Annotated in this window: 28 protein-coding genes; 11 read left to right on the top strand and 17 right to left on the bottom strand. The window is 51.3% G+C overall.

Features of this window, described 5'->3' with window-relative positions; all coding sequences use genetic code 11:
* The 12 genes from JU82_RS01530 to JU82_RS01475 all read right to left on the bottom strand — a co-directional run.
* A partial coding sequence (locus JU82_RS01530) for an LpxD N-terminal domain-containing protein (RefSeq protein WP_037945759.1) occupies positions 1–290 on the bottom strand: 290 nt, incomplete at its 3' end.
* Positions 291–293: 3 nt separating this feature from the next.
* On the bottom strand, positions 294–764 hold the full coding sequence (ilvN, locus tag JU82_RS01525) for an acetolactate synthase small subunit (protein ID WP_037945758.1): 471 nt from the start codon (positions 762–764) through the stop codon (positions 294–296).
* Positions 764–2,398: a thiamine pyrophosphate-dependent enzyme gene (locus tag JU82_RS01520; protein ID WP_037945757.1), complete on the bottom strand. Its 1,635-nt coding sequence runs from the start codon at positions 2,396–2,398 to the stop codon at positions 764–766. The genes ilvN and JU82_RS01520 overlap by 1 nt, the downstream gene beginning before the upstream one ends.
* A 112-nt stretch (positions 2,399–2,510) precedes the next feature.
* The gene (rpoN, locus tag JU82_RS01515; RefSeq protein ID WP_037945756.1) at positions 2,511–3,776 is read right to left on the bottom strand and encodes an RNA polymerase factor sigma-54; all 1,266 of its coding nucleotides are present in this window, start codon (positions 3,774–3,776) and stop codon (positions 2,511–2,513) included.
* A 155-nt stretch (positions 3,777–3,931) separates the two neighbouring features.
* Positions 3,932–4,222, bottom strand: a complete 291-nt coding sequence (locus JU82_RS01510) for a 2Fe-2S iron-sulfur cluster binding domain-containing protein (protein WP_037945755.1) — start codon at positions 4,220–4,222, stop codon at positions 3,932–3,934.
* Between the two features lie 116 nt (positions 4,223–4,338).
* Positions 4,339–4,728, bottom strand: coding sequence for a nitrogen fixation protein NifZ (locus tag JU82_RS01505; protein ID WP_294891999.1), 390 nt, complete (start codon positions 4,726–4,728; stop codon positions 4,339–4,341).
* Positions 4,685–5,059 (bottom strand): nitrogenase-stabilizing/protective protein NifW, encoded by a 375-nt coding sequence (locus tag JU82_RS01500; protein ID WP_037945754.1) that lies wholly within the window; start codon positions 5,057–5,059, stop codon positions 4,685–4,687. The genes JU82_RS01505 and JU82_RS01500 overlap by 44 nt, the downstream gene beginning before the upstream one ends.
* A gap of 29 nt (positions 5,060–5,088) precedes the next feature.
* A complete protein-coding gene (locus JU82_RS01495; RefSeq protein WP_037945753.1) occupies positions 5,089–5,604 on the bottom strand; it encodes a flavodoxin in 516 nt (171 codons plus the stop codon).
* Positions 5,605–5,614: 10 nt separating this feature from the next.
* The gene (locus JU82_RS01490) at positions 5,615–6,067 is read right to left on the bottom strand and encodes a NifX-associated nitrogen fixation protein (RefSeq protein ID WP_037945752.1); all 453 of its coding nucleotides are present in this window, start codon (positions 6,065–6,067) and stop codon (positions 5,615–5,617) included.
* Positions 6,068–6,071: 4 nt separating this feature from the next.
* A complete protein-coding gene (nifX, locus tag JU82_RS01485; RefSeq protein ID WP_294891998.1) occupies positions 6,072–6,524 on the bottom strand; it encodes a nitrogen fixation protein NifX in 453 nt (150 codons plus the stop codon).
* Positions 6,514–7,815 (bottom strand): nitrogenase iron-molybdenum cofactor biosynthesis protein NifN, encoded by a 1,302-nt coding sequence (gene nifN / locus JU82_RS01480; protein ID WP_037945751.1) that lies wholly within the window; start codon positions 7,813–7,815, stop codon positions 6,514–6,516. The genes nifX and nifN overlap by 11 nt, the downstream gene beginning before the upstream one ends.
* A gap of 236 nt (positions 7,816–8,051) precedes the next feature.
* The gene (locus JU82_RS01475; protein ID WP_294891997.1) at positions 8,052–8,450 is read right to left on the bottom strand and encodes a hypothetical protein; all 399 of its coding nucleotides are present in this window, start codon (positions 8,448–8,450) and stop codon (positions 8,052–8,054) included.
* 153 nt (positions 8,451–8,603) lie between these two features.
* On the opposite strand from JU82_RS01475, the gene JU82_RS01470 reads away from it, so the two are divergent.
* A complete protein-coding gene (locus tag JU82_RS01470) occupies positions 8,604–9,194 on the top strand; it encodes an NAD(P)H-dependent oxidoreductase (protein WP_037945750.1) in 591 nt (196 codons plus the stop codon).
* Here the strand turns inward: JU82_RS01470 and nifE are convergent.
* Positions 9,191–10,552, bottom strand: a complete 1,362-nt coding sequence (gene nifE / locus JU82_RS01465) for a nitrogenase iron-molybdenum cofactor biosynthesis protein NifE (RefSeq protein WP_037945749.1) — start codon at positions 10,550–10,552, stop codon at positions 9,191–9,193. The genes JU82_RS01470 and nifE overlap by 4 nt on opposite strands.
* A 121-nt stretch (positions 10,553–10,673) precedes the next feature.
* Between nifE and JU82_RS01460 the strand changes: the two genes are divergently transcribed.
* Positions 10,674–11,099, top strand: coding sequence for a host attachment protein (locus tag JU82_RS01460; protein ID WP_037945748.1), 426 nt, complete (start codon positions 10,674–10,676; stop codon positions 11,097–11,099).
* Positions 11,100–11,102: 3 nt separating this feature from the next.
* On the opposite strand, the gene JU82_RS01455 is transcribed toward JU82_RS01460, so the two are convergent.
* Positions 11,103–11,705: a class I SAM-dependent methyltransferase gene (locus JU82_RS01455; protein WP_037945747.1), complete on the bottom strand. Its 603-nt coding sequence runs from the start codon at positions 11,703–11,705 to the stop codon at positions 11,103–11,105.
* A 170-nt stretch (positions 11,706–11,875) separates the two neighbouring features.
* On the opposite strand from JU82_RS01455, the gene JU82_RS01450 reads away from it, so the two are divergent.
* The 9 genes from JU82_RS01450 to JU82_RS01410 all read left to right on the top strand — a co-directional run bounded on the left by JU82_RS01450 (position 11,876) and on the right by JU82_RS01410 (position 23,495).
* Positions 11,876–13,789 carry a methyl-accepting chemotaxis protein gene (locus JU82_RS01450; RefSeq protein WP_037945746.1) on the top strand — a complete coding sequence of 638 codons (1,914 nt, stop codon included), beginning with the start codon at positions 11,876–11,878 and terminating at the stop codon, positions 13,787–13,789.
* Between the two features lie 60 nt (positions 13,790–13,849).
* The gene (locus JU82_RS01445; protein WP_037945745.1) at positions 13,850–14,938 is read left to right on the top strand and encodes a WD40 repeat domain-containing protein; all 1,089 of its coding nucleotides are present in this window, start codon (positions 13,850–13,852) and stop codon (positions 14,936–14,938) included.
* Positions 14,835–15,860, top strand: a complete 1,026-nt coding sequence (locus tag JU82_RS01440) for a hypothetical protein (protein WP_037945744.1) — start codon at positions 14,835–14,837, stop codon at positions 15,858–15,860. The genes JU82_RS01445 and JU82_RS01440 overlap by 104 nt, the downstream gene beginning before the upstream one ends.
* Positions 15,861–15,942: 82 nt before the next feature.
* Positions 15,943–17,115, top strand: coding sequence for a HAMP domain-containing sensor histidine kinase (locus tag JU82_RS11565; RefSeq protein WP_294891996.1), 1,173 nt, complete (start codon positions 15,943–15,945; stop codon positions 17,113–17,115).
* On the top strand, positions 17,105–18,889 hold the full coding sequence (locus JU82_RS01430) for an EAL domain-containing protein (RefSeq protein ID WP_037945743.1): 1,785 nt from the start codon (positions 17,105–17,107) through the stop codon (positions 18,887–18,889). Before JU82_RS11565 ends, JU82_RS01430 begins: the two co-directional genes overlap by 11 nt.
* Position 18,890: 1 nt before the next feature.
* Entirely contained in the window at positions 18,891–20,033 is a 1,143-nt protein-coding gene (locus tag JU82_RS01425) for a response regulator (protein ID WP_037945742.1), read from the top strand.
* Positions 20,034–20,046: 13 nt separating this feature from the next.
* Positions 20,047–20,727 (top strand): response regulator transcription factor, encoded by a 681-nt coding sequence (locus JU82_RS01420; RefSeq protein WP_037945741.1) that lies wholly within the window; start codon positions 20,047–20,049, stop codon positions 20,725–20,727.
* Positions 20,720–22,378: an EAL domain-containing protein gene (locus tag JU82_RS01415; protein WP_037945740.1), complete on the top strand. Its 1,659-nt coding sequence runs from the start codon at positions 20,720–20,722 to the stop codon at positions 22,376–22,378. Before JU82_RS01420 ends, JU82_RS01415 begins: the two co-directional genes overlap by 8 nt.
* Positions 22,371–23,495 (top strand): HAMP domain-containing sensor histidine kinase, encoded by a 1,125-nt coding sequence (locus JU82_RS01410; RefSeq protein WP_037945739.1) that lies wholly within the window; start codon positions 22,371–22,373, stop codon positions 23,493–23,495. Before JU82_RS01415 ends, JU82_RS01410 begins: the two co-directional genes overlap by 8 nt.
* 6 nt (positions 23,496–23,501) lie before the next feature.
* Here the strand turns inward: JU82_RS01410 and JU82_RS01405 are convergent, their stop codons facing one another.
* The 3 genes from JU82_RS01405 to JU82_RS01395 form a co-directional block, all read right to left on the bottom strand.
* Positions 23,502–24,725, bottom strand: coding sequence for an HD domain-containing phosphohydrolase (locus JU82_RS01405; RefSeq protein WP_037945738.1), 1,224 nt, complete (start codon positions 24,723–24,725; stop codon positions 23,502–23,504).
* Positions 24,726–24,779: 54 nt separating this feature from the next.
* Positions 24,780–25,382, bottom strand: a complete 603-nt coding sequence (locus JU82_RS01400; RefSeq protein ID WP_037945737.1) for a class I SAM-dependent methyltransferase — start codon at positions 25,380–25,382, stop codon at positions 24,780–24,782.
* 61 nt (positions 25,383–25,443) lie between these two features.
* On the bottom strand, positions 25,444–26,759 hold a 1,316-nt coding region (locus JU82_RS01395), incomplete at its 5' end, for an AarF/ABC1/UbiB kinase family protein (protein WP_037945736.1).

Raw genomic sequence — 26,759 nt, 5'->3', positions numbered from 1 at the left:
GTATCGCTGCTGCGGATCGGTTTGGCGAAATGTTTTGAAAGTTTGGCTACGGCCATGTAAGGCTCTTCGCTGATCAGCGCCGCGACACCTTCGGGAAGAAGGGAAGCTTTCGCCGCAGGCAAGATAACGGCAGAGGCTTTGGTCGTTGAAAGCTCTTTTTCGTATTTGCCGTCCGAAAGGAATGAAATCTCCCCTTCTTTTGCTTCTTGGAGGGTGTTCATGGAAGCAATTTCGACGCTTCGTTCCGCTGCGCTGCACCCGATTATCGATGCGATTTGTTCAAGTGTCATATTTTATCTCTCCAAAGCGACCGAGCCGCTTCGAACAATCTCTTTGGGATGAAAACGTTTGATCGCTTCAAGAAAATGGCCGACGCGTGAGGGCTCATCCGCCACCATCGCGATCAGGGTGTCGCTTCCGACATTGACGATCCGCCCGTTGTAGGCATGGGCCAATGCTTCGATATCGCCGAGAGACTCGTTCATCGGGATCTTGACCATTGCCATCTCTTTTTCGACCAGATCGGCATGTTCGTATACTTTGAGTACCGGAATCAGCTTATGAAGCTGTTTCGTAATCTGCTCGATCACCCGCAAGGAACCTGCGGTGACGATCGTGATGCGCGAATACTTCGAATCGGGAATCGGAGCGACGGTCAGCGATTCGATGTTGTAGCCGCGCCCTGAAAACAGCCCGACGATACGGGACAATACGCTCGCTTCGTTTAGCACGATAACGGAAATTACTCTGCGTGCATTTTCCATTATTTCTCCTTGTATTCCAGCATCATGTTAAACAGCGATCCGCCTGCCGGAACCATCGGCAAAACGTTTTCGAACCGGTTAACTACGACGTCGATGATCGTGACGACGTTTTTCTCGACCGCGTCTTTGAGCGCCGCGTCGAACTCTTCTTTGGTCGTAACGCGGTACCCTACCCCGCCGAACGCTTCGGCGACTTTGACGAAATCAGGCTGAATCGACAGATCGGTCTGCGAGTGGCGTTTGTCGTAAAACAGCGTCTGCCACTGGCGTACCATTCCCAAAAAGTTGTTGTTCAGGATAACATTGATGACCGGGAGCTTATACTCGACCGCCGTCATCAGTTCCTGAATGTTCATCAGGATCGAACCGTCACCGGTGATATTGATGCTGACCCGCTCGGGATCGGCACGCTTGACACCCAACGCCGCAGGGAAACCGAATCCCATCGTCCCAAGACCGCCCGAACTGACCCACTGGCGGGGACGGCTAAACGGATAGAACTGCGCCGTCCACATCTGGTGCTGTCCGACGTCGGTAGAGATGTTGGCCTTGTCTCCCAGAAGCTGACCGATCCGCTCGATAACCCATTGAGGCTTGAGACGATCGCCCTCTTCCGTGTAGGAGAGCGGATGCAGCTTGTTAAAATTGGCAATCGTATTCAGCCACGGCGCGTAGCGGACCGGATCGATCTGCTCTTTTGCCAGCGGCATCATCTGCTCCAACACGTTTTTGACATCGCCGACGATCGGGTAATGCGCATGGACCAGTTTCGAGACGCTGGCGGGGTCGATATCGACATGGATGATCTGCGCGTTTTTGGCAAACTCGGAGAGTTTTCCGGTGACGCGGTCGTCAAAGCCGTGCATCCCGAGCATCGAAATCAAAAGCGGATCGTCAAAGCGGAGCGTTCCGCGCGCCATGAACGTTTCAACCGCAGGGATCTGGGTCATCTTAGAGAATTCGCGCACCAGGTCGGCCGCACCAGAGCTGACGATACCGCCGCCAAGGTAGAGCAGCGGACGTTTCGCAGCGGCGATCGCTTCGATCGCTTTTTTGATCTGGCGGGCGTTCCCTTTGGTCGTCGGCTTGTAGGTTTCGAGTTCGACCTCTTTGGAATAATCGAACGTCGCGATCTGTGCCGTCACGTCTTTGGGGATATCGACGTGAACCGGTCCCGGACGCCCCGTGCGGGCGATGTAAAACGCCTCTTTAAGCACGCGCGGCAGATCGGCCGCATCGGTGACGAGGTAGTTGTGTTTCGTACACGGACGGCTGATGCCGACCGCATCGATCTCCTGAAACGCATCGGTCCCGATCAAAGACATCGGTACCTGACCGCTGATCACGACGAGAGGAATCGAGTCCATATACGCATCGGCCAATCCGGTCACGCCGTTGGTGAATCCGGGTCCTGAGGTGATCATCGCCACCCCTACTTTTCCCGTAGCTTTGGCGTATCCCTCCGCTGCGTGAACCGCCGCCTGTTCGTGGCGGGTTAGAATGTGCTGAAAAGAGCGTTGTTTGTAGATCTCATCATAGACGTTCATGATCGCTCCGCCGGGGTATCCGAACACCACTTCGACTTCCTCGGCGATAAGTGCTTCGATAACCATCTGTGCACCGCTGATTTGCATGTCGTCTCCTTTTTAAAAAAATATTGGGAATATAACCGAAAAAAATTGGCCCATTATAAAAGAAAGAAGCTATAAATTACGTTAAGGCTGTAATAAGGGGGGCGAAGAGCCCTTAAAGAAGTTCGAGCTTATACAAAAACTGCCGCTCTTTATAGGAAGGGATATCGAGTTCCTGACGGTATTTGGCGATGACACGGCGGACCATCTTGACCCCGAAACGCTCTTCGATCGTCTCATGCAGCGTTTTGTCGCTGAAGGGATCGTCTTTGTTTTCGCTGCCCACCAGACGCTTTAAAAAGTGCTTTATCTCAGAAGTCGAGACTTCGCCGATCGAATTGGAAAAAAAGTCCTTGAACGCGTACAATCCCCGCTCGGTCTGGATGTATTTGTCCGAAATGGCACGCGAAATCGTCGATTCGTTGAATCCAAGCTCGTCGGCGACGTCTTGCAGACGGAGCGGTTTGAGTTCTCCCCCCATGAAAAAAGAGTATTGTTTCTCGATCAGGACAAGTGCAACGTTGTAGAGCGTTGCCTTACGCAGGTCCAGAAGTTTGACGAGTTCGCGCGCTTCTTTGAATTTTTGTTTGGCGAAATTGTCGTATTTGTCGATCATGTTCACCTGCAAATCGGGATAAAACGCATGATTGATCCGAATGTTCAGTTCCGAGCCGGAAAATTCGACGAACAAATCGGGGGTGATCTGCGTTTCGCTCTCCATGTACTCCAGTGCCGGAGGGTTTCGAAGATGCTGTAATACGTGTTTTGCATCGGCAAGACGGCGATGGTTGATGAATTTCTCCATTTTGTCGAATTGCAAAATCATCGCGCCCAGCAATATGCTCAGTTCGTCGTCGAGGTCGTAGTCGTTAAGCTGAAACAAAAACGACTCTTTGTAATCGACCGCTCCTACGCCGGAGGGTTCAAGATGGGCGAAACGCTGGCGTACCCGCTCGACGTTTTGAGCATCGGTGTCGCACTGGCGCGCCACCTCTTCGACGCTCCCCTCAAAATATCCCTCTTCGTTGATGTAGTAAATGATCTGACGGGCGATTTTCTGTGAAATCGGGGTCGGAAAAAGCGGTGCAACGATCTGTTCATCCAGCTTTTCATACAGCGAGGTCGAAGCGATACTGAGCCACTCGATCTGATCGCTGGAAGAATTGGAAACATAATTTTGAAACGCTCCGTATGCCGAAGAACCGCCTGCTTGGGCGTTCGATTGTTCAAATCCCGATTTGATCTCCAGACAGGGGTTATCGTTGGTAATGACCTGTAGATGTTTTTCGAGATCGTTAAGCGAGCATTGCAGCAACGGCAGCCATGTCTGCATCGACAATCGGGGGAGTTGTTTTTGTTTAAAAGAGTACGTTGTCTGCATTGTCCACACCTAATAATAATCATTCAATTGAAATATGAAATGCATATTTCGTTCTAAATCATTATAGGTACTAAAAGAGCGATTATGTGGTCAAAAAATAAGCAGTTTTGGCCGAAGGCGTCTGATTCCTTCGGCTTTATCGAGAGGAGGCGGATTTAGTATTTCAGACGGACCAATCCGTTCGGTGCGACGACTTTCATTTGGCAGGCCAAACGTGCTTTCGGATTGCTTTCGTTAAGCGTTTTGAGTACCGCTTTTTCTTTTTCGTTGATTTCGCTCATGTACTCCATACCTGATTCGACCGATACGACGCAGGTACCGCATTCGCCGTCACGGCATCCGAAAGGCAATGCACTTCCCGATGCTTCGACGATATCCTGAATCGTCTTGCCCGGTCTGACGTTGATCGCCAAAAAGTCATTCATAATTTCTACACGTGTTGTCATCCCAACTCCTTAATGATTATGATGCACTAAACGAATCGCTCCGTTTAGGGTTAGCCGCTAGGGCACAGTATTCGAAATGTTTCGAACATTTTAAAATCCCAAAAAGCGTCGGTTTTTTACTCCCCCTCTTCTTGAGATTGCGCCGCTTTTTCGGCGGCTCGCGCGGCCCGGTGTTCTTTCAGCCAACGCAGTTCTTCGGCGACTTCGTCGTATCCGTCCTCTTCTTCGGCGGCTTCGAGTTCCGCTTCGCGGCATCCGAAGACCAGCCCCTCTTCGATGAAATTGACTTCGTAGATCCGAATCGTCTGCAAAAAATCGCCAATTTTTCGGACGTATCCTTCGGCTCCCTCGTCAACAAGAAAATCGCCGATGTTGGCGTGCGGATAAGTCCCGTCGTTTCGAATCGCTTTGATGAGCTTCACCCGCTGTCCGACACGGAACAGCGGAAGTATTTCGTCTTTGCTAGAAGCCGAGATTTGGCTGGCTTGTGCAGGCGTGAACTCCATGGCTTACCTCCTCTATGCTGTTGCAGCTGCTTGATGTCGAACAGGTGCCGCACGCGCTGGGTTTATCGAACATTTCCCACACGTCCGCCGCCGAGGGGCTGTAGCCGTTCTCGAAGTTTTTGTAGACGGTGATCAGGGCGAATTTGTAGTATTCGAGCAGTTTTGCATCGCTGCCCATATCGTGTCCCTGTGCTTTTTCTACCATTTCACCGAATTTTTTCATGATATGGAACCGCTTGACGTGCACCAGACGCTCGTCGTATTCAATATCAAAAAAATCGAAATACTCTTCGCAGTCGGTGATCTTTTGAAATTCGGCTAGAGTTTTCATTGTGTGCTCCTTATCCGGCATGATTGCCGTTACAATCCCATTTCGCTTTTGAGTTGCCCCGCCCATTGAGTGACGCGCTCCTCGGTCAGGTCTTCTTGATTGACGTTATCGAACGCCAGCCCGCAGAATTTTCCCTCTTTTTCGGCAAGGGAATATTCATAATCAAACCCTTCCGTCGGCGTGTATCCGTAGGCCGAGGCCCCCAATGACACAAACAAGTCGTGCATTTTTCCCAAAGCGCTGACGAAATGTTCGCCGTGCGTTTTCTGATCTCCGGCCCCGAAAAAAGCGACTTTTTTGCCGCTGAGATCAGGCTGATCGTTGGAAAGTTCGTACAATGGATCGACCCAGTCGCGTTGCGGATCGCCCTGTCCCCATGTGGACGAGCCGATCAATAACACGTCGTAATCCTCAAACTGATCGATTCCGTCAAAATCCTCTTCCATATCGATCAGTTCGGCTCCTTTTATCTCATCCGCCAGAACTTCCGCCGCTTCGCGCGTCGCTCCGGTACTGCTGCCGAAAAAAATGCCTACTTTTGCCATGGTTATCTCCTTATCCTTGTTGTATGCACGGTTTGTACTGCTCGTAAATTGCTATCGCGTTTTCGAGCGTCTTGTCGCCGTCTTCGAACAGTGCATCGAGCGTGCGGTAGCTGAAACGGTGGGCGTCTTTGAAATATTTGTTGACGATGCAGATCCGATCGGCAATCACGGCGCAGCGACCGAACCCCTCGTGGCTCATTTCCATGATGACGTTGCACACGACGCCCGTTTTGCGTTCGAACGACAACGCGACCGCTTTGTAGATCATCTTGATGTCGTTGATCATCATCTCGTCAATGTCGGCAATCAGGGGAACGAGTTTGAGTTCCTCTTTGGTCTTGACGTACTTTTTGACGAGCAATTCTTCGTCGCCGATTTTCGCCCAGTTTCCGAACTGGTCGAGTGCGCGGATCTGACGGACGATCTCTAATCCAAAATCGCTTAATTTTTTTTCTGCTTCCATTGTATTATTCCCCTTCCGCCCATCGGTCTTGCCGAACATCGTGTTCGGTTTGCATATGAATTATCCGCTTGATCCACGGCGGCGGATTGGTGTTGATCATCGCCACGAGCGATTTGAGGATGTCTTCGATCAACGTCGGCTCGCCCACTTTCATCGGATGGATTCCCGCACGGATCACTTTGGCCGCCGCCGTACCGCCGATGCTCTCGCAGTACATGATACTGATCCCCTTGAGAGCACGGACGCGAAAATCGGTTTTGTCTTCTTCTTCGATGCCGGTAGTATCGGTTTTGATCACTTCACACAATGAAAACCCGTCTTTGGAGACATTGTAGACAACGAACTCTCTGGCTCCGCCGAAGTGGGCGTTGATCTCTTCCATATCCTTGGTCGCAAAAGCGACTTTCATCGCATTTTCCATTGCGTTTGCACCTTCTATTGTGATTTTAGTGTTCATGTTTGACCTTTCTCAGTTCATTAGCGATTTCGAACAAAAAGTACGTGCTTCCCTCATACAGCTGGTCGTTTTTGAGCTGATTTCCAAGCTCTTCGTAATTCGGGAATCCCCGGATCACCAACGCCGTATGCAGATAACTGTGCAAGATTCGTTCTGCATGGAAGTTGCTGATCACCAAATCCGCGTTTTGCATGTATTCTCGGGCATCTTCGAGGTCTCCGACGAAGACGTTTTCCGCTTCTATCGTTTCGAGTACATCGCTGTAAACGGTCGAAACCGCCGCCGTAATCGTTCCGCCGACGCTTCGCAGCATTGCGCACAGCCCGACGAGCATATCCGGCTCTCCCGTCACGACAAAATGGGACGTTCCGATCAGAAAATGGGTGTCGAGCATCGCATCCTGCAGCCGCGCTCTCCACCGCTTCACCAGCGGTTTCGGATCGGCTTGTCGGATTTTCATCAGCGCACCGACAAAATTGTCGCATCCCTCAAGTCCCATCAGATGATCGAAATGCAGATGCTCGATCGCGGGGTTTTTGGCTTGCAACGCCAGCGCCGATTTTTTCATCGACGCACCGATGGAAACGACGACCGAAGAGGTTGCCAAATCGCGGATCTGATCGACCGTGATCCCGCCGTTGGCGAGTTTGCCCTGAGCTTCCTCCCAGTACCCGTCCAACGACGTCGAGAGATCGGGAAGCGCATAGGTCTCGAACCCGAAGTCCTCACAGAGGCATTTGATCTTTTCGACCTCGATGGGCTGCATGCTCACGTGAGGTAAAAGGACGAGCTTGTTGGGTTTTACTTCGGTGGCGGGGAGAGTGAGCTGTTCGATGATGGCGGTCGCGGTGAGCGCCCAGCCGCTCTCCATGCCCCCCTCATAGTCGGGGGTGTTGACGTAGACGTAGGGGATCTCGATGTGCGTCCCCACGCCGCGCACATCGTCGCCCTTAGTCTCGGTCAGTCCCGTCGTGTGAAGGCCGATCATGGAGGGTTTAAGGTTTTTTTCCTTTTCCTGAATGTTCTCGATTGCCATCAGGATCGAATAATCCCCTCCGTCAAGGACGGCGGTGATGTCGCTCACCGAGGTGTTGCGCACGGCGATGGGTTCGTTGAAATGGCGGGTGAAGAAGACCTTGGTGTACGAGGCGCACCCTTGCGCGGCGTGCATAAGGGGCATACACTCCTTGACCCCTAAAAACGCGAGGGTAGAGCCCATCGGTTGGGAGTGTTTGATCGGATTGACTTGAAGGGGCTTTTGAGATGTGAAAACGGTGCGACTGGGTTCCATGACAACTCCTTGTTATCATGAAAAATGCAAGTTTTGTGCGAGATGAGATACTATTGATAGGTTTATACCCTCTAATCGTATCAATCATTGGCGGTGCGCAGTCTTGACTCCTCAAAAGGCTAGATGTTGTAGGCCTATCTACCTGAAGTGCTTGATCGGGTTAAGATGAAGAGGATTGGATGAGGTGGAAACTGCTGGTAGGAGAAAGGGGGAGAGCCGGCCTAGACCGGCTTTACTTACTTGATAAATGGCCCTCTGATATAACCCCACGGGTTCATATGCAGTTCCATCTCGTTTCCGTTTTTATCCTTGACGATCACCCAGTACATCGTCCCCATCGGCATCCGTTGTTTTTCCATTTTGCCCATGGTGTACCCTTTGAGGTGTTTGCTGACATACGCATCAAACTTCTCTTTCGCCTCTTTTTCGGACATAGCACGGTAACCGTCATCATTATTACCGCGCATATGGTAGGTTCCACACTCTTCGCACGGCCCATATCCACCTCCGTATCCATACCCCATCATCCCGTACCCGGGTCCCATTCTGTAGTTACCCGGACTTTCCTCCGCCATCATCCCAATTGGCATTGCGGCCAGCAAGGCAACTACTGTAACTCGCATGATCGGTGTCATGATTGATCCTTTAGTTGAAATGGTATTCGACTATCATAACACTTTCGGAAACCAAGACAATAAATTATAAAAATTAATAATTCTATTTTATTAACCATAGCTGAGTAAAATATTCGTAATCACACACACACACACACATAAGTAGGTCAAAATATGAAACACGTCCTTCTCCTCAACCTCCACCAAAAATACGAAGGGTTCGCCGAGGGCAACCTGACCCGCGACCTCCTCGCCGAAGCGAAAGCGTTTTTTCTCTCCCACGGCTACGACGTGCGCGAAACGACGATCGATGCGGGCTATGACACTGCCAGCGAGCTCGAAAAGTTCAAATGGGCCGATGTTTTCTTCGTCCAGTCTCCCGTGTATTGGATGGGATTGCCATGGCTGGCGAAAAAATACGTCGATGAAGTGTTCACCGGCGGAAATAACACCGTCACGTACGTCAGCGATGGGCGAAGCCGTGACGATGCGTCCAAAAAATACGGCAGCGGCGGATTGATGCAGGGGAAAAAATACATGCTCAGCTTTACCTACAACTGCCCCCCCAGCGAGTTTGACAATCCGAACGGGTTTTTCGAGGGGATGAGTGTCGATCAGGCGAATATCGCTCTGCACAAACTTTTCCAGTTCTGCGGAGCACAGCCGCTAAAGAGCTACTCTGTCCATGATGTCTACAAATCGGATTTCAAACTCGATGAAGCCCTGCAAGGTTTGAACCAAGTCTTGGCGAAAAACTTCGCCTAAGGCGCTTCCCACGGCGCGGGTCTGCCCACATTGGCGAATACGGGATTGCGAAACGCGTATTTGAGATCCTCGGCGAGGTTGAGCAGACCGTTGTAGCCGCCGTAGCTCGTCTTTTTCTCCTGATTGACATCGATGAAGCTGATTTTTTTCTTGATCGCCGTGTAGAGGCTTCGCCCTCCGGCCAGGAGGATATGCGCTCCGGTCGCATCGATCACTTTCGCCTGCTCTGCGGCGGGTTTGGTCATCAGCACCCCGTTCTCCCCCAGATATTCACGCGCCTTGTCGATGTCATCCTGCGTCGATTTGGCGACGCTGGTGGCCACCACCTCTATCCCCAGATCCTGCAGCCCCGACGCGATCGACCATGCTTTGTTCCCTCCCGTGTTGAGGACCGCTTTTTTCCCCTCAAAAAGCGCTTTGTAGGGGGCAAGTTTTGCTTCCAGTTCCGCCTCTGCCTGTGCGATTACCGCTTCGGCCCGTTCTATCAGGGCGGGATCGCCCAGCGCATTGACGATCTCGCGGATCGCGAACGTCGTGTCCCGTTTGCCGTAAAACGACACCGAAATCCACGGGATACCGTAGCGCTCCTGCATCTTGCGCGTCAGGGTGATCAGCGATTTGGCGCAGACGATGACGTTGAGGCGGGCGCGGTGGGCGGTGCGGATGTCCCCTACCCGCCCGTCGCCGCTCATCGAGCTGAGAACGCGGATGCCAATCTTCTCGAACAGCGGCAGATACTGCCACATATCCCCCGTGACGTTGTAATCTCCGATCAGATTGATGTCGTAGGGGGTAGTAGTTTCGGGCTCTTTGGTCCCGATCAGGTGTTCGAGGACCGCTTCCCCCGCCAGACGTGATCCCAGATTCTTGCTCCCGACGAATCCCGGGGCGTGGACGGGGACGACGGGGACGCCGTGTTTTTCGCTTCCGGCTTTGCACGTCGCATCGATGTCGTCCCCCACCAATGCCGTGACGCAGGTCGAATAGACAAAAATCGCTTCGGGACGGTAGTTCTCCATGATGTAATCGATCGAATCGGCAAGACGTTTGTCCCCGCCGAAGATAACGTCGTTGGTCGTGATCCCCGTCGTGAATCCCATCTGGGTATGATCACGCCCTTCGTACGACGTTTTTGTCTCACGGGTCTCCCACGACGCGCCCAGACAGGTCTGGGGGCCGTGGACGAGATGGACGGCATCGGCGTAGGGAAAAAGCGAAATCTGCGCCCCGTCAAACGCGCACCCTCCCGCCGCCAGACCCGGTTTGGGCTTATCGCATCCCTCGCCCGGTTTTTTGTCTTTGCTGTGGGAGCAGGCGCTCTCGTTCATGAGTTCTTTGATTTTTGCACGGCTGACCATAGGAGACTCCTTGGGTTAAACTTCAGGAGCGTATGCAAATTCCGTGCAACATAACGCTTCTTTAAGAATAGAGGAGTACCATTTATTTGTTTTGATAATTTTGTATCACAAGGAGAAGAAGATGGAACACGCGGATAAACTCATCATCGTCGCCGACATGGGCGAACTCAAAAGTTACAAAGTCAGTCATATTGCGGCGACCGGGCGTTATCATGTGGAACCGATCAGCGATATCGATTACATACAGGGGCGCAAAAAGAGCGGGGACGCGCTGAGTGACGATCAGGGAAATTTCCAACATTCCAGCGGAGAAAACCACACGCTTGAGCATCAGATCGAGCAGCAGCTGGTCCGCAAGATCGCCGATGACATTTCAAAAATACTGGCAAACTCGCCGTCGGGATCGTGCTATCTGGCGTTTCCGACAAGACATCACGCGGAACTGATGGCGGAGCTGTCCGATCCGGCCAAAAAAGCCGTTGCGAAATCACTCGCTTCCGATTTGGTCAAATGCCCGGTGGACGAACTGCTAAAACACTTTTCCTGACCCTTAGAGTTTCATCGCCGTAACGAGGAAGACGGGATAGTTTTTTCCCTCTTTTTCAACCGTATAGGCCGTATGGAACCGTACATTGCCGAATCCGGCGTCTTCGATTGTCGTGCGCAAAGCATCCCGGTCGAATCCCCAATGGCATACCCCTTCGTTGCCGTGAGAGTGAAACGTCCCGTCTTCGGCTTCGAGATCGGCGATCGCCAGAAATCCGTCCCGTTTTAAACACGATCGAAACGTCTTGAACAAGGCGGCCGTATCCTCGACGTGATGTATCGCCATCGAACTGACGATACCGTGAAACTGCCGCTCAAGAGGATGGTGCACAATGTCCTGACAAAGCGGGACGACACGGAGAGAGGGGGTATTTTTGGCTTCGAGCTGCTCGAGCATCTTTTCGGAAAGATCGACCCCCGTGACGGAGCGAACCATCGGAGCGACCTTGAAACTGAGCAGACCCGTTCCGCATCCGAAATCGAGGATATCCATATGAGTGAGCAGCGCAATGCGGCTGGTAATCGTCTGAAACACGGCATTGGCGATGCTTGTCCGCATATCCCCTTTGTCCCAGTTCTGTGCCGCGCGGTCAAATCGCTCCGTCATGATTACCCTTTTTTGGAACGAATTATGGATCAAAACGGCAAAAAAATCAAACGGCTTTATCACAAAATATTCACAATGTTTCTGATTTTGCCACAAACTTGCAACATTAAAGCGATACGATGCTTCTCAACCGATATTAAACAAAATGTAATATTCAAAGGGAACCAAACATGAATACCTCTTTTTTTGAACGCCAATCGATACGGAAGCGGATGACCTATCTTATCGGCAGTGTCACCGCTGCGGTCATCTTTGCATCGATATTCGTATTTTTCGCGCTGAGCAAAATCGAATCCGATTACAACGACTTGCAGCAAAACGCGACGGCCGGAGCCATGTATACGCTTGAAATCGAAAAAGACCTCAATTACATCAGCCGCACCAGCCGCGACATCATGCTCGGAAACAGCTACGACAAGAACATGGTAAAACTCGAAGAGCGGACCGAAAAGATCAAAAAGAACTTTGCCGAACTCGAAAAAATTTCCGATCCCGAATCAGCGCCTTTCGTCGCTCCGGCCAAAGAGAGTACGTTTGCCTTTTTGGACAATACGATGATTATGATGAAAAATCTCGGCACAACCGATAAAAATGCTATCGCCGAGAATTCTATTTCCATCTATGCGCAATACAAAAAAGAGCTTACCCCCTATGCGGACGCTTCTCGAGAGAGCTTCGAAAAAGTGATTGATATCAAACGCAAACGCTTCGAGACGACAACCGCGCAAATGCACAACAATATCTTCTTTTTCAAAACGGCGGTGTTGGTCGCGGGGCTCGCCGTCGCATTGTTGATTTTCCTCTTCGCCAATCTCGTACAACGCTCGATCACCTCCGCTCTCGCGTCGTTCACCCGCGTCATCGAGCGAGTGGCGGAAGGCAATTTCGCCGATACGCACATCGATACGACCAGCGGCAGCGAATTGGGCGTGATGGGGCAATCGCTTGAAAAACTGATTACGCAGATCGAAACGTTCATCCACCGCATCTACCAATCGATTGGAAACGCCACACGCGGCGATTTCACTGTGCCTCTCACCGCTGATGGGATGCACGGCGAATTCGTTCAGGCAATCGAACTGGTAAAAAATTCGATTGCCGTGATGCAGGAACAAGAGGAGAAAAAACAGCGCGACGCACTGAATTCGGAACTGAGCAAGCTCTCCGTGGAGGTCACTGAATCGCTTGCCGTGATCCAGGATAACCTCGAACACAACATCACCAACCTCAAAAATGTGACCCAGGCGACCAAAGAGGCCGCCAACCTCTCCGACGACAGCCGCAAAACCATCGAAACAATCGTGCAGGAACTCGAATCGCTCAACGTCAGCGTCAGCGAAAACAACGACGCAATCGGACACATGACGTCGCGGACGCAGGAGATCAATGCGATCATCCAGCTCATCACCGACATTGCCGAACAGACCAATCTCCTCGCACTCAATGCCGCCATCGAAGCCGCACGTGCCGGAGAACACGGGCGCGGTTTTGCCGTCGTCGCCGACGAAGTGCGCAAACTTGCCGAACGCACCCACAAAGCGACGGGAGAAATTGCCGTCTCGATCAACTCGCTCAAGCAGGATATGAGCGACATCGAAAAAAGTGCCACAGAGATGAACCGCGTCGTCGAATCCTCCACCCATCAGATCCATGCTTTCGAAAAAACTCTCGTACAGCTCAACGAAACCTCTTCAAGCATCGTATCGTCGTCGTACATGATGGAAAACAGCGTCTTCATCGTGCTCGCAAAAATCGACCATATCATCTACAAATCGCGTGCCTATAACAGCCTGATGCGCTGCGAACCGCGGCTGGAAGTCCTAAGCACCCAACAATGCAGTATCGGACAGTGGTACAACGACGAAGGACGCCGCCGCTTCGGAAAAACCGCCAGCTACGCCCAGATGAGCAGACCGCATGAAATCGTACATGATCGGGCCAACAAAAATCTGCAATACATCAAGGACACCAGCGGCAGACTCTGCATCGCCAACGCAACCGAAATTCTCACCAATTTCCGCGAGATGGAAGATGCCAGCACAGAGCTGTTCGTCCTTATGGACAACCTAATCAAGGAGATTTGAGAGATGAAAACAAGCAATCTGTGCCGCATTCAGCTGCACGAATAGGCTGAGGCGGGAAAGATGATCAAAATAATCCGTTCGTATCAGATTTCCGGCAGTATCATCGCCATCCATTCGGATGATAGTACCGTTTTTTTTGCCAATACACAGGGCAACTGCTACACTGTCAATAAAGAGCAGTGGGACATGAAAACCCACGACATTTTTCCTCAGGGGTGCGAGCCTCTGCACACCTACCAAAAAGGGGCGTCCTTCAGCCCCGACGGCCGCATCGGATACAGCGTCAAAACAGACGGCGCCTGCGCCATGTGCTATGCCGTACCGACACAGCAAGATGGACTGCCCGAAGCGCCCGAGAAAAACGACCCGGCTGCGGCAGCTCTGCGGGTGCACGGCCATGACCAACGCGCGGAAGTAATGCGTTTCTGCGGAAGGGACGGCCAATATTTCATTACCGGGGGAACGGACGGAAAAGTCTATGTTTTCTGTTCGCAAACGGGCAAAAAGTTGATGTCGCCCCAACCGAAACCCGATTTCATCTCCAGCCTTACGGTCGATAACAGAGGAGCACATCTGGCGTATGCCGCCTACGACAAATCTCTGAGCATTCTCAACCTGCGCTATCAAAAGATGCGGCTCAACACCTATCTCGAAGATGTCCTGCAAGACTCTTTTTTTTACGATGACAGCCGATCGTTTTATGGCGTCGGGCGTGAGGGATATTCCTATACCTATGATTTTCGCTCCGATTCTTTTTCGAAAAAAGTCCTCTTTCCCGCCTGGCCGACATCATGCGTGATGGATCAAAGCGGGCGTTTTGCCATCGTGGGGACGCGAAACGGTCAGCTCCATATCGTCAAGCTTGCCGACAACTCCTTGTTTTCGACCTTCAAACTCGATCAAAAAGGGATCAGCTCGCTGCACATCGAAGATTCGATGCTCCATGTCGGATTTGAAAACGGATGGCTCTACATCATCGATATGCATGCCTATATTGACGATTTTTCTCAGGCTATTTCAAGCAAAAATTACCGTAAAGCCAAATTTGCTCTGGACAAAAACCTTTCATTTTTCGATCGGAAACTCCGCTTCGGCGTTCGAATTTGCCGAACCGTTCCTGAACGACGAGGAATACAAAAAAGAATTTGAATTTTTGCTGCAAAAACAAAAAGATTTTGAAAAATTCGCCGGTGCGGTTCAGAATAAAAACTTTTTCGAAGCATTCGGTATGCTTGAAAAAGCTCCATATCTGGCAAAGACCGACAGCGCACGCAAGCTCGATCTTTGTTTCACCAAAAGCTTTGCGCAGGCAAAAAAGCTCCTCTCCGATGATCCCATCAGAAATACTCCCACGGCCAAAGAGATACTAAAACCCTTCTGCATGATTCCCGAAAAAAAAGAACTGATCCACGCCCTCGTTAAAAACAACAACCTTTTTTTGCAGGCGGACGGATACATCAAAGATAAAAAATTCAGGGAGTATTTCACCCTGACGGAGCAATATCCGTTTTTGCAGGAAGAAGTGATGTACAAAAAAGTCTGTACCCTCGCCGAACTCTCAATCCTGAAAATCCGGGCGATGATCGACGAAAACCGTTACGACGAAGCGATAGCCGGGATCAAGCAGATGGCCGTATTTCTCCCCTACCGGCCACAACTCATGGAAATGGGAAACATCATCCAGATGCGCCAGAAACTCCTCGAATACATCCGGTGCGACAACATTCAATCCGCCTATGAACTCGTCGCAGCCAATCCCGCGCTTGAAACGATGAAAGAGTTTGCCGATTACGACCGGACATTCGACGAAGTCCTCTCCCGAGCGATGGAGGCCATCGGCAAAGGCGAAGTCAAACAGGTTCAGCAGATTATGGCCCCGTATGCACAAATCGATTTTTTCAAACCGAAGATCAAAGAGTGCGAGCGCCAAGCCGTGTTTAACCGTCTCTCGACCCTGCTGGCGGAAAAATCGATCTCGATGGCGCGAACCGTTGCGGCCTATTATCTCAAAACATTCGGCAAAGACGACGAGTACGAACAATTACTCAGACAATACGGGTTGGGACAGTAGCAGGAGCTAAATTGCAACATGATTGCGACACTAAAGCGTTATTGTTTCATAACAATTCAATCGCGCAAAGGTTTTTTGGATTATGCAGCAACCGACCGGTATCGCCTATGCTTGTATCAATGCTATCGGTAACTCCCTCAAACTCGAGGAGATGCTCGGGGAAGTGATCGAAACGTTCCTGACCCACAGCGGTGCCTGCGGAGGGAAATATGTGCTGACGCTCCCCTCCCCACACTGTGCCGTCGAGATCGGCGAGGCGTTTCCTCTCCCCTTGCCCCTGACGACACGGATCGACGGCTATGCCGTCCATCCGCTGCCACACAAGCGATTCGTTCTGGATATAGCGATCGGCAACGAACATTTTTTGTTCCTCTTCACCGATGATGCGAAACTGCCGTATCTGGGGGCAATGTTCTCGAATTTTCGGATCAAACTCTCCAACGCCATCGACGCATGCCGCAACGAAAAACGGCTGAATGAACTTAACAGCGCCTTCCAAAATCAGGTCTATCGAAACGAAGCGAACGAAAAACTTATGATCAGCCAGTCACGCATGGCCATCATGGGAGAGATGATCGGAATGATCGCCCATCAGTGGCGTCAGCCCATCACGATTATCGGGCTTGTTACCAGCAATTCGATCATCAACGCCCAGCTGAGCGAACTGAATGAAGAACAGCTTTTACACGATCTGGAACTGATCGATAAACAGGTCCATTTTCTCTCTCAGACGATTGACGATTTTCGCAATTTTTTCCGGCCGAATAAATTGCCTCAACGCATCACGTACGGCGAGCTCTCCGACGAACTGGGGGCCATATTGGGAAAATGCCTTGAAAGCCAGCGGATTTCCCTCTCGTTTCGGGGTGAGCGTACGATCGCGTTTACTACCTACAAAAACGAGATGCTTCAGGTTTTTTTGAACATCCTCAACAACGCAAAAGACGCGTTCGACGAACGCAAAACGGACAATCCCTCCATTACGTTCGAAATCGAGCAACGCGCGGACAAGATACTCTTTCTTGTCACCGATAACGCCGGAGGGATCCCGCTGCCGATCATCCAAAAGATTTTCGAACCCTATTTCAGCACCAAAGACGAAAAGCACGGCACGGGATTGGGGCTTTATATGTCGGCCATTATTACCGAAAAGCACCTAAACGGAAGCATCCGCGTCTGCAGCGACGACAATACGACGGTATTTGCCCTCATGATTCCCGACACCTTTGACAAAGAGACGTTTCTTGTATACTAGCCAAGTCAACCTGATCCGTTCCGTCTGTGAGAATGCAAAAGGGATGAGCGTACTGTACGTCGAAGACGATCCGCTCATTTGTCAGGAATACCTGACGTTTCTGAGCCGTTTTTTTGAGACGATTCATCACGAGTCCAACGGAGAAAAAGGTCTTAAAGCCGCTTTGAACAACCGTTTCGACCTCATCATCACCGATGTGCAAATGCCGAAAATGAACGGATTGGACATGATCGAACGTATCAAAGAGCACAATCCGGCACAATCCGTTCTGCTTGTATCGGCCCACAAGGATATTGAGTATCTTCACCGTTCGGTACAGCTGGGCGTGGACGGATACCTGTTCAAGCCGGTCGAGCGCAACCAAACCATCGCTACGCTGCATAAAATCGTCTCGAAGATCAAAATGGAATACGAAAATGCGCGATATAAACAACATCTTGAAGAGCTGATCGACGAAAAAACCCGCGAAGTGATCGAGACGTACACAATCGACCGGATCAGCGGCCTGCAAACTCTGGCCAAGCTGGAACAGGACATTTTGCACCATCCCGAAGATTCTCTTGTCCTGATGAAAATCAGCGATTTTAAAAATCTCAACGACACCTACGGCTATCAGGCGGGCAATGCCGTTTTAGAGCAAACCGCCGAATTGTTGCGCGGCCTGATCGAAGACGAGATCGCCATCGAGTATCACGGCCTTTACCGTACAAGCGGCACCCATTTCGCACTTCTTTCGCCTGTCGACGTCCGCCACCTCGAACCGCTTGTACACCTTATCATCCATACATTCGAATCGACGGAAATCCGTGTTGCTGACGAAGGGATGTTTCTGGAAATGCACGCCGCCATCGTCAATCCCAATGACGAGCATAGCCTCTCGCATGCCGATTTCGCTTTGCGCCAAGCCGAACGGGAGGGACATGTCGTCATCTATCACGCCGCCGAGCATCAAAGCCACGAACACACCCGTAAACTCAAATGCATCGACACAATAAAACGGGCATTGAAAGAGAACCGTTTTGTCCCCTACTACCAGCCTATCGTTGACAATGCGACCATGGAAGTCACCAAATACGAAGCACTCGCACGGCTCGTAACGCCTGAGGGAGAAATACTCCCTCCTTCACGCTTTCTTTCGGTTGCCAAAGCGACTAAAATGTACGGCATGATCACAAGAATGGTCGTTTCTTCGGTGCTCAACGATTTCAAAGACTCCGAATGCTGCGTCAGCATCAATCTCTCGATCGACGACATTTCCCATCTGCCCACACGCGTGTTTTTGTTTCAGCAGATCGCGTCGTTTCCCGAACCGACACGTCTTGTGTTCGAACTGCTTGAATCGGAGGGGATAGAATCATATGCCGAAATTCAGGATTTCTTTGCCGAACTCAAAAAGCTTGGATGCAAAGTGGCGCTGGATGATTTCGGATCGGGGTATTCGAATTTCGAACATTTGGCCAAACTCAACGTCGATTACATCAAATTCGACGGTTCTTTGATCCATACGATCGATACCGACTATGTTTCCCGTACAATCGTCGAAATGCTCACGACGTTCGCATCCCGGATGGGGATCAAAACGATTGCCGAATTTGTCGGCACCGAAAAGGTTCACGCACACGTCAACACGATCGGAATCACCGAATCGCAGGGGTATTTATTCGGCCGGCCGGAGCCTTTTCATCCGTCAATGAAACGTATTCGCCAAAACCGTTTATTCACCCCGTCACAAGAAGCTATAATATCTCCTGCTATTCATTTCCAGAAAGGCTGATATGGTCTCTACCGCCGCGCGTCTGAAAAATCTTGCATCAGCCAAATCGCTTCTTATCGTCGAAGACGATCCTTTGATGCGCGATAGCCTTGTGCGGCTGCTCTCCCATTTTTTCACGACGATCCATACCGCTACGGAAGCTTCCGAAGCGCTGCGCATATTCGAAACGGCCAGAATCCACAGCCCGATGCTTGTCATCACCGACATCAACCTCGGACACGAAAGCGGTCTTGAACTCACCTGCCGCCTCAAACAAATCGATCCGGCCCAAAGGGTCATCGCCATATCCGGTGCCGAAAACAGCAGCGTATTTATCGAGTCGATCCGGTGCGGCATCGACCGGTTCGTCCTGAAACCGGTCAATCAGGACGAACTTTTTGCCGCGTTGCTCTCTGTTCTCGAAAAAATAGATTACGACCATGCCCTCTCCGAAAGCCGCCAGCTTCTCGAAGAATCGCGCGAATACGCGCTGCGGCTTTTGAAGGATCAGGACCGGTTTTTAAAAAATGCCATTCACGAAATCCATACCCCGCTCTCCGTCATCATCACGAACATCGACCTGTTGCGGATGGAAGAGATTGATAATGAATCCCTTAACGCCATCGAAGCGGGTGCGCGGATCATCCAAAACAGCTATGAAGATATGACCTATCTGATGAAACAAGACCGAATTCCCGACCAGAAAGTCAAAATCGATCCGGGTTCTTTCATCGCCGAGCGTAAACAATACTTTACCTGCATCGCCGAAGTCAACGGTCTGACCCTCTCGATGCGTGTCGGACAACCCAACCTCCCTGCTCTAATGTTCTCGGAACTCAAACTTTCCCGCCTGGTGGACAATACGCTCTCCAATGCGATCAAATACTCCTCCCGTCCCGGAGAAATCAACATCATTGTCGGAATGCGCCACGACGATCTTTTTTTCGAAATACATAACCACGGCCCCGTTATCATCGACAAACAAAAAATATTCGAACGGTTTTACCGCGAATCGGAACACAAAGGTGGATACGGACTGGGGCTCAGTATCGTTGCGCAAATATGCCGCGAAGAAGGAATCGAGATCGAAATCTCCTCCACGCCCGTACGCGGCACGACGTTCCGTTACATTTTCAAAAATGCGACGCTGTCGCAGCATCATTAAAGGGGATCGCGATATGAAAATTTTGCTTTTGGAAGACGAGTTTATGCTGGCGCGCTCCATCCGTACCTATCTCCTCTCACGAGGGCATCTGGTCGATCACTATGACAACGGCCAAGACGTACTGGACGTGATAGAGGGCAAATCGCACGACTTTTACATCCTTGACATCAACACCCCGCTCGTCGGCGGGCTGGAATGTTTGCAAGCTATCGAATCACGCTACCCCATTGTTCCAAAAATCATCATAAGCGCCTATCACGACATCGATTACATTTCCGACGCATTCGATCTTGGGTGCAGCGATTATCTTAAAAAACCGTTCAATCTCAAAGAACTCGATATCCGCATACAGCGCCTAAGCACTCAGACGCAGCAGCAAGCCGAGCCGTCTTCGGATCCTCTCATTCATCTCAGCGGCCGTTATGCGTTTAACAAACAAACCAATCTTCTCTATTATGACGGCATCGTCCAAAAATTCACCAAACGCGAATACGCCCTCATTATCTTGTTCGTCAGCAATCTGGGGCAGGTCATGACGGATGAGAGCATACGCTCTTTTATCTGGGACGGGGAAGACACCGAAGCCTCCACGATTCGTTCGCTCGTCAACCGTGTCCGGCATAAACTCAATGAAGAATTGATCGAAAACATGCGCGGCTTCGGGTACATCATGAAAAAGGGCGAGCTTGGCTAATTCGATCCAGAAACTCAAAGAAGGATCAGAATGCCGATCCGTCCTGATTATCGACGATGATCAGGAAATCGCCGAATCGCTCAGCCGCATATTGCGGGTCTTTTTTCGTGAATGCGTCATCGCTACCGACGGGGAAGAAGGACACGCCCTTTTTCTCGACCGCTACAAAGCGTCCGATCCCTTTACCCTCGTCGTCACCGATCTGGAGCTTCCCAAACTCGGCGGGCTTCGCCTGATACGTGAAATCCGTGCATTATCCCCTTATCAGCCGATCGTCATTCTCTCGGCTCACGACGAAGCGAATTTCATGGCGGAAGCGATCAGCCTCAACGTGCAGGGATACCTGCTTAAACCGCTCGCCATGCCGAAACTCTTCGAAACGCTCGAAAAGATTTTTGCCCTTGATGGCACGTCGGAGAAAACATCCGATGCCATCACCGATCCCGTCACGGGGTGGAAGACCTTTCCCGATCTTTCAGAACGGCTTGAAAACGTCGATGAAGGGCCGAAAACCCTTCTGCGTCTGCGGATCAACCACTTCAACAATATCATTTCTTTCGTCGGGGAAGATTACGCCAACGACTACCTCACCGAACTGGCGCGCCTTCTGGAAAGTCTGATCAACGAGCCGCAGGGGGAGTTTTACCGTACGGCCACCGATGAGTTCTGTCTCCTCTTCGACGGAAACCACACCGCATACGCGACCGATCTGGCCAACAACATGGCCTCTGTCGTCCGCTATTTTCACACATCGGAGCGGGGGATCATCCTCAATTCAACCCTTTCCATCGGGATCGCTACGGGACAAGAGAACGTCGTTCTGCATTCGAAACGGGCTTTGGAAAAAACCAATGACCGGCCCGGAGGCGGCGTCGGTTTTTATTCGCAGATCGACCAAATGGAGGATCCGGCTCTCAACAGCAGCCGCGACATTCTACGCATGATCTTCAACGCACTGGTACATGAGGACATCGTCCCGCTTTTCCAGCCCATCGTCAATGCGCAGTCTCTGGACATCACCATGTATCAAAGCCTCATTCGAATCCGCAAAGACGGCCAGCTCTACGGTCCCGATACGTTTTTGAATCTGGCCATCAACATGGGGCAGATGATCATGATCACCCGTTCGATGATCCGCAACACCCTGCAGCTGTATTCTTCGCTTCACACCGAATCCCTCGTGGTCATCAACCTCTCTTCCAATGACCTAAGCGACGAAGGGCTTGTCTCGTACATCCGTTTTTGGACCGAGCGGTTCAATCTGCCCCCATCGTGCATCGCTTTTCAGCTCATCAACGGTATCGAAACGCTCTACGACGAGATTCCTGCGGCTATGGTGCGGGAACTTCAGCAGGAAGGGTATAAAATCATCCTCAACCATTTCGGTGCGGGAGAGTTTGATCTGCCGCTGCTGCTGTCGCTCAAGCCCGATTTTATGAATCTTCATCCCACAGTGACCGAAAAGCTCGAAAGCGATCCCGAAATCGGCCATATCATCGCCAGCATGGTCGACATTATTCATCTGGTCGGTTCCAAAGCGATCGCAAAAAACATATCCGATTCAAGCCACATTGACCTGCTCAATGCGGCACACATCGATTACATCCAAGGATACGCCGTAGGCGACCCGTTTGAGGTGACACATGAGTGAGAATACCAAGCCGGCCCTGCTTCATCTGTGCATGCAGCCTTCATTGTTTGTTCCGAGTGCTTCGATGCTGGAGTCTTTCGAGATCATCGCTCTCTCGCTTGATGAGCTTTCATTGGTAAGTGCCGAAGCCGTCGGAATCATTATCGAAACCCCGTCTCTGAGTGAAGCCCTGCTCAACGTCATCAAATCGCGCAAATCGCTGATGAACGGATTTGCGGTATGCCTTATTTCACAGGAACCTGACGAACATCTGTACCAGAGCCTCTCGCTACTGGTCCAGACAATCCGGTTCTCACCCGAGCAGCTCACAACCGAACACGCCCACATCTGCAACGATCTCGAAAAGCTCTTTGTATCGATTTGGGGGACAAAACGGTACAACCATGCCCTCAAAATACGTTCCCATCGTTCAGGACTGGTCGATTCACTGGGGATAGTCGCCCACCAGTGGCGCCAGCCGATCAATCTCATCAGCATGGAAGCGATCAATCTGATGATCCAGACGGGGATCGATGAAGAGATCAAATCGACATGCGTCACCAAAAGCGCCCAGATCATATCCGATCAGGCCCAGCGGATGTCGGAAATACTCAAAAGCGTCCTGAATCTGGGGAAAATACACCGCGCCAAAGAACTCTTTTCAATCCGGGGGCTTTTCGAACACATCGCATCGCTCTGGAACGAACAGCTCAAACACAGCGGCATCGAGCTTCTAATCCCCCCTACCGGCGAAGAAAGCCAGATATACGGCTACCAAACCGATCTCGAAGAGGTACTGATCAATCTGATCGCCAATGCCAAAGATGCGTATCTGGGGTCTAAAAACGAAGGGGGACGCTTTATCAGCCTCGAAGCGCGCTCCGATCAAAGCCATATTTATCTGAGCGTCAGAGATGAGGCCGGAGGGGTTCCCGAACCGTTGCGCGAAGAAATCTTCCAACCCAATTTTTCGACAAAAAACAAAGAAGAAGGGTTCGGAATCGGCCTCCACGTAGCGCGCCTGATCGTCGAGCAGGAATTCAAAGGCTCGCTGGAGCTCAAAGTCAGCACAAAAGGCTCTTCCTTCATCGTCACGATTCCCCGCAACGATTTGAGCAATCTCCGTTTTATCGACTGATGCGGCTTAGAGTTCCAGTACTTTTTTGGCGTGCTCATAGCACGCTTCAAGGTGGTCCGAGACAAACGCCACGATCTCCGAGTCTATTTTTTTCTCCTGTGCCATCTCCTCCAAAACCGATAATGCCGTTTCAGGCGGCAGCCCGCTTCGGTACGGACGATCCTGTATCAGCGCCTGAAAGATATCGGAAACCGCCAGGATACGTGCCTCAAGAGGGATCAGCGTGTCGGTAAGCTGGTAGGGGTAACCCGTCGCATTAAGATATTCGTGATGCAATGACGCGATATGGGCAATCTCGCTCATCCCTTTGATTTTGCGGAGAATCATGTGCGAATCAAACCCGTGCCGGTTCATTCTGTGGCGTTCTTCCTCGTTTAGAGGACCCTGCTTGTTCAAAATCGTATCCGCAATCCGAAGTTTCCCCAGATCGTGCAGCAATGCCGCCAGTTCGATTGTTTCTTCCTGTTCACGGCTCAGTCCGAGCTGCTTGGCGATGTATCGGCTCAGCGATGCGACACCGTAAGAGTGTTCGGTCGTAAAGGTACTTTTGGCATCGACGACTTCGGCAAACAGCATCGATATGCTTTTAAGAAGATCAAACGTGACATTTTCGGAGACACCCGCTTCGAGCCATTCGTCCAGATACCCGTTCAGCGCTTCGCTTTCCATGTAAAACCAGAACGAATCGGCCGCCGCGCACGAAAGATACGCGTCTACGAGTTCAGGGCAAAACATCGTTCCGCTGTATTTACGGATGATGTTTCCGATTTCGCCGCGATCACGCGTGCTGTGATCGCCGATTTGCACCCGCAGCGCATCCACGCGGTCGACGAGATAGATCAGATTGGCATTTTCCCGGGTCTCACCGTCCAGTGAACCGGGCAATTCGTCCCAATGGGTATGATGATACAAAACAATCGGGGCATAGTCGCGGTAAATCTCGACCTTCTCCAACAATTCGGCTCCCCGCACACAATGCACCTGAGAGTTATCCCAATCCAGTTCGTTTACCAGATGCGAATGGACATCCGTCGATGAAACGCCGCAGTCGTGCATCATCCCCGCGATGAGAATGTGGTCGATCCGCTTTTGTGGCCATTCGAGTTTTTTACCGATTTCGGCAGCCATGAAGGCGACCCGCTTACCGTGCATCGTGTCATCGATACCAACATAATCGAGGGCTTCGGAAAGGGCGTAGCTCACTTCCCGCAAACTCAAATGATAATTCATCTACTCCCCTTTCCAATCATCAGGTAGTATGATTATGGCATATCTTTGTTGCAACTACGTCGCAGTCTTCGTCTGAGGGACTTTATAAAACGCCGCCGTACAATCGTCTTTTAAATAGCCCCGTTTCAGTACGCACCGGGCGTTTAAATCACGCGCCAGCGCTTCGATTGTCCGTGCATGCAGATAATTGTAGGTCTCCGACTCGTCCGAACCTTCCAGAAAGTTGAACACGAACCCTCTCTCCGAGGCTTCGAAACAGCGGCGTATAAAACGGTGGCTCTCATACGGCGTCAGAATGTTCAACGCGCCGCTGCAGACATAATAATCGGCCATCGGAAGAGGATCGTGCAGGACATCCAGACACCGTATCTCGCTTTGCGTCCTTTTTCGGGCGATCTCAGCCATCACCGAATACGAATCAAGTCCGATATAGTGCAGACGCTCTCCCGCAATGGGCACAAGATACCGGTACAGATCGCCAAACCCGCAACCGGCATCGACGATTCGCAGTGTTTCGCCCTCCCGTAAAATCATCGACACGATCTGCTCGAAACGGATACGCTGGTTCTCGACACTCCGCCACTGCACCCCCTGAGCCGAAACACCGTGCTTTCTCAGCGACGCCGCATAAAACTGCTCGTTGTTGACGCGAGGCATCAGCACTCCTTTGGGGTAAGTCTAAAAAATTGTAGCACACTTCGCCTATCGGCCGAACCGCTCAACGCAGCCACAGCCGCATCACGGAAGCGCCGATCAGAAAATATGCGATTGTCGCCCATCCTCCCATCCATGCGCCCGCTGCCGCAAGGCCAAGCATCAACGCCGTATACAAAGGGGTGATGGAGTGTTCCAGATCGGATTTTAGCTGCTGCATTTGCAACGGCGAGAGTTCGACGACTAGTTCCCCCCTGCTGGAGCGGCGCAGCGTTTCCCGCAGTGCCGTGATGTCTTCGGGGAGTTTTTTGAACTCGTCGATGACCGTTTCCAAAAACGATTCCTTCATCCCCAGCGCCCGCGGAATATTGCGCTGCAAAATCGGGAGGATGTCTTTGATCCCGTTGAAGTTTTCGATGTACGCCGTCCCAAGCCCCTCGATGATCGCGCTGACCCGGAGAATGTAGATCGCTTCCTGCGGAAGCTTGAACGGTAGATTGCGGGTTTGGTCCATCACGTCAAAAGCCAGTTTTTGCATGCTGGAGCTGTCCAGCGCATCATTGCCGAAAATATCGAACATCCGTTCGGTAAACTCCGCCAGTTCTGCGGCAGGGGCATCGTACGCTACCGTACCCAGACGCTTCGCCGCGCTCACGTACCCTTCGAAATCGCGCTCGTGCGCAGAACGGATCAGCTCGATGATGGCAATCCTCGTGTCGTTCGGCACCCTCTTGACCATTCCGAAATCGAGCAAAATCAGTTTTCCCTCGCGGCTTACGAGAAGATTCCCCGGATGAGGATCGGCATGAAAAAATCCCTTGACCAGCATCTGATCGGTATAAAACCTCACCAGCTGATCGATAAGCGGCGCGATGTCAATCCCAGATTCTTCTATTGCTTTGCGTTCATCAAACCGCCACCCTTCCTCAAAACTCATCACCAGCGCATCGTCGCTGCACCATCGGGGAAAGATACCGGGGAAAACAATCCCGCTATCAGCGTACATCGCACTGAATTTCTCCAGATTCTGCCTCTCCTGCGTAAAGCTGCATTCGCGCACGATCATCGATGAGAACTCAGCGATGACCGATTCGATCGAATGGCGGGTAAGTGTCGAGAAAAAAAGACGGAACAGACGGTTGAACGCACTCAGTATCCGAATGTCGGCACGCACGCGTTTTTCTATCCCTTCCCGGCGCAGTTTCACCGCGACTTTCGTCTTTTCGTCCAACCATGCTTCGTGAACCTGCCCGATCGACGCCGATGCAATCGCACTATCTTCAAACCGGACAAAAGGATTGATCGGAAACGCCCGTTCGAAAACCGTTTGGCGTTCCGCATCGCTCATAGCGGGAAGATCGTCGTGAAGTGTTGCCAGTT

The organism is Sulfuricurvum sp. MLSB (assembly GCF_000747095.1).
In the GTDB taxonomy this organism is placed as follows: domain Bacteria; phylum Campylobacterota; class Campylobacteria; order Campylobacterales; family Sulfurimonadaceae; genus Sulfuricurvum.
Note: the sequence above shows the minus strand (reverse complement) of the source record. Positions and strands in the feature narration are given on the sequence as shown.

Excerpts from the sequence above, each read along its gene's own strand:
- nifN (WP_037945751.1), bottom strand. The coding sequence starts at position 7,815 with ATGGAACCCAGTCGCACCGTTTTCACATCTCAAAAGCCCCTTCAAGTC.
- JU82_RS01500 (WP_037945754.1), bottom strand. The coding sequence starts at position 5,059 with ATGAAAACTCTAGCCGAATTTCAAAAGATCACCGACTGCGAAGAGTAT.
- JU82_RS01400 (WP_037945737.1), bottom strand. The coding sequence starts at position 25,382 with ATGCCTCGCGTCAACAACGAGCAGTTTTATGCGGCGTCGCTGAGAAAG.
- JU82_RS01420 (WP_037945741.1), top strand. The coding sequence starts at position 20,047 with ATGAAAATTTTGCTTTTGGAAGACGAGTTTATGCTGGCGCGCTCCATC.
- JU82_RS01510 (WP_037945755.1), bottom strand. The coding sequence starts at position 4,222 with ATGACAACACGTGTAGAAATTATGAATGACTTTTTGGCGATCAACGTC.
- JU82_RS01425 (WP_037945742.1), top strand. The coding sequence starts at position 18,891 with ATGGTCTCTACCGCCGCGCGTCTGAAAAATCTTGCATCAGCCAAATCG.
- nifE (WP_037945749.1), bottom strand. The coding sequence starts at position 10,552 with ATGGTCAGCCGTGCAAAAATCAAAGAACTCATGAACGAGAGCGCCTGC.
- JU82_RS01405 (WP_037945738.1), bottom strand. The coding sequence starts at position 24,725 with ATGAATTATCATTTGAGTTTGCGGGAAGTGAGCTACGCCCTTTCCGAA.
- JU82_RS01495 (WP_037945753.1), bottom strand. The coding sequence starts at position 5,604 with ATGGCAAAAGTAGGCATTTTTTTCGGCAGCAGTACCGGAGCGACGCGC.
- JU82_RS01450 (WP_037945746.1), top strand. The coding sequence starts at position 11,876 with ATGAATACCTCTTTTTTTGAACGCCAATCGATACGGAAGCGGATGACC.
- JU82_RS01470 (WP_037945750.1), top strand. The coding sequence starts at position 8,604 with ATGAAACACGTCCTTCTCCTCAACCTCCACCAAAAATACGAAGGGTTC.
- JU82_RS01520 (WP_037945757.1), bottom strand. The coding sequence starts at position 2,398 with ATGCAAATCAGCGGTGCACAGATGGTTATCGAAGCACTTATCGCCGAG.
- JU82_RS01455 (WP_037945747.1), bottom strand. The coding sequence starts at position 11,705 with ATGACGGAGCGATTTGACCGCGCGGCACAGAACTGGGACAAAGGGGAT.
- nifX (WP_294891998.1), bottom strand. The coding sequence starts at position 6,524 with ATGAACACTAAAATCACAATAGAAGGTGCAAACGCAATGGAAAATGCG.
- ilvN (WP_037945758.1), bottom strand. The coding sequence starts at position 764 with ATGGAAAATGCACGCAGAGTAATTTCCGTTATCGTGCTAAACGAAGCG.
- JU82_RS01410 (WP_037945739.1), top strand. The coding sequence starts at position 22,371 with ATGAGTGAGAATACCAAGCCGGCCCTGCTTCATCTGTGCATGCAGCCT.
- JU82_RS01505 (WP_294891999.1), bottom strand. The coding sequence starts at position 4,728 with ATGGAGTTCACGCCTGCACAAGCCAGCCAAATCTCGGCTTCTAGCAAA.
- JU82_RS01445 (WP_037945745.1), top strand. The coding sequence starts at position 13,850 with ATGATCAAAATAATCCGTTCGTATCAGATTTCCGGCAGTATCATCGCC.
- JU82_RS11565 (WP_294891996.1), top strand. The coding sequence starts at position 15,943 with ATGCAGCAACCGACCGGTATCGCCTATGCTTGTATCAATGCTATCGGT.
- JU82_RS01490 (WP_037945752.1), bottom strand. The coding sequence starts at position 6,067 with ATGGAAGCAGAAAAAAAATTAAGCGATTTTGGATTAGAGATCGTCCGT.
- JU82_RS01475 (WP_294891997.1), bottom strand. The coding sequence starts at position 8,450 with ATGACACCGATCATGCGAGTTACAGTAGTTGCCTTGCTGGCCGCAATG.
- JU82_RS01460 (WP_037945748.1), top strand. The coding sequence starts at position 10,674 with ATGGAACACGCGGATAAACTCATCATCGTCGCCGACATGGGCGAACTC.
- rpoN (WP_037945756.1), bottom strand. The coding sequence starts at position 3,776 with ATGCAGACAACGTACTCTTTTAAACAAAAACAACTCCCCCGATTGTCG.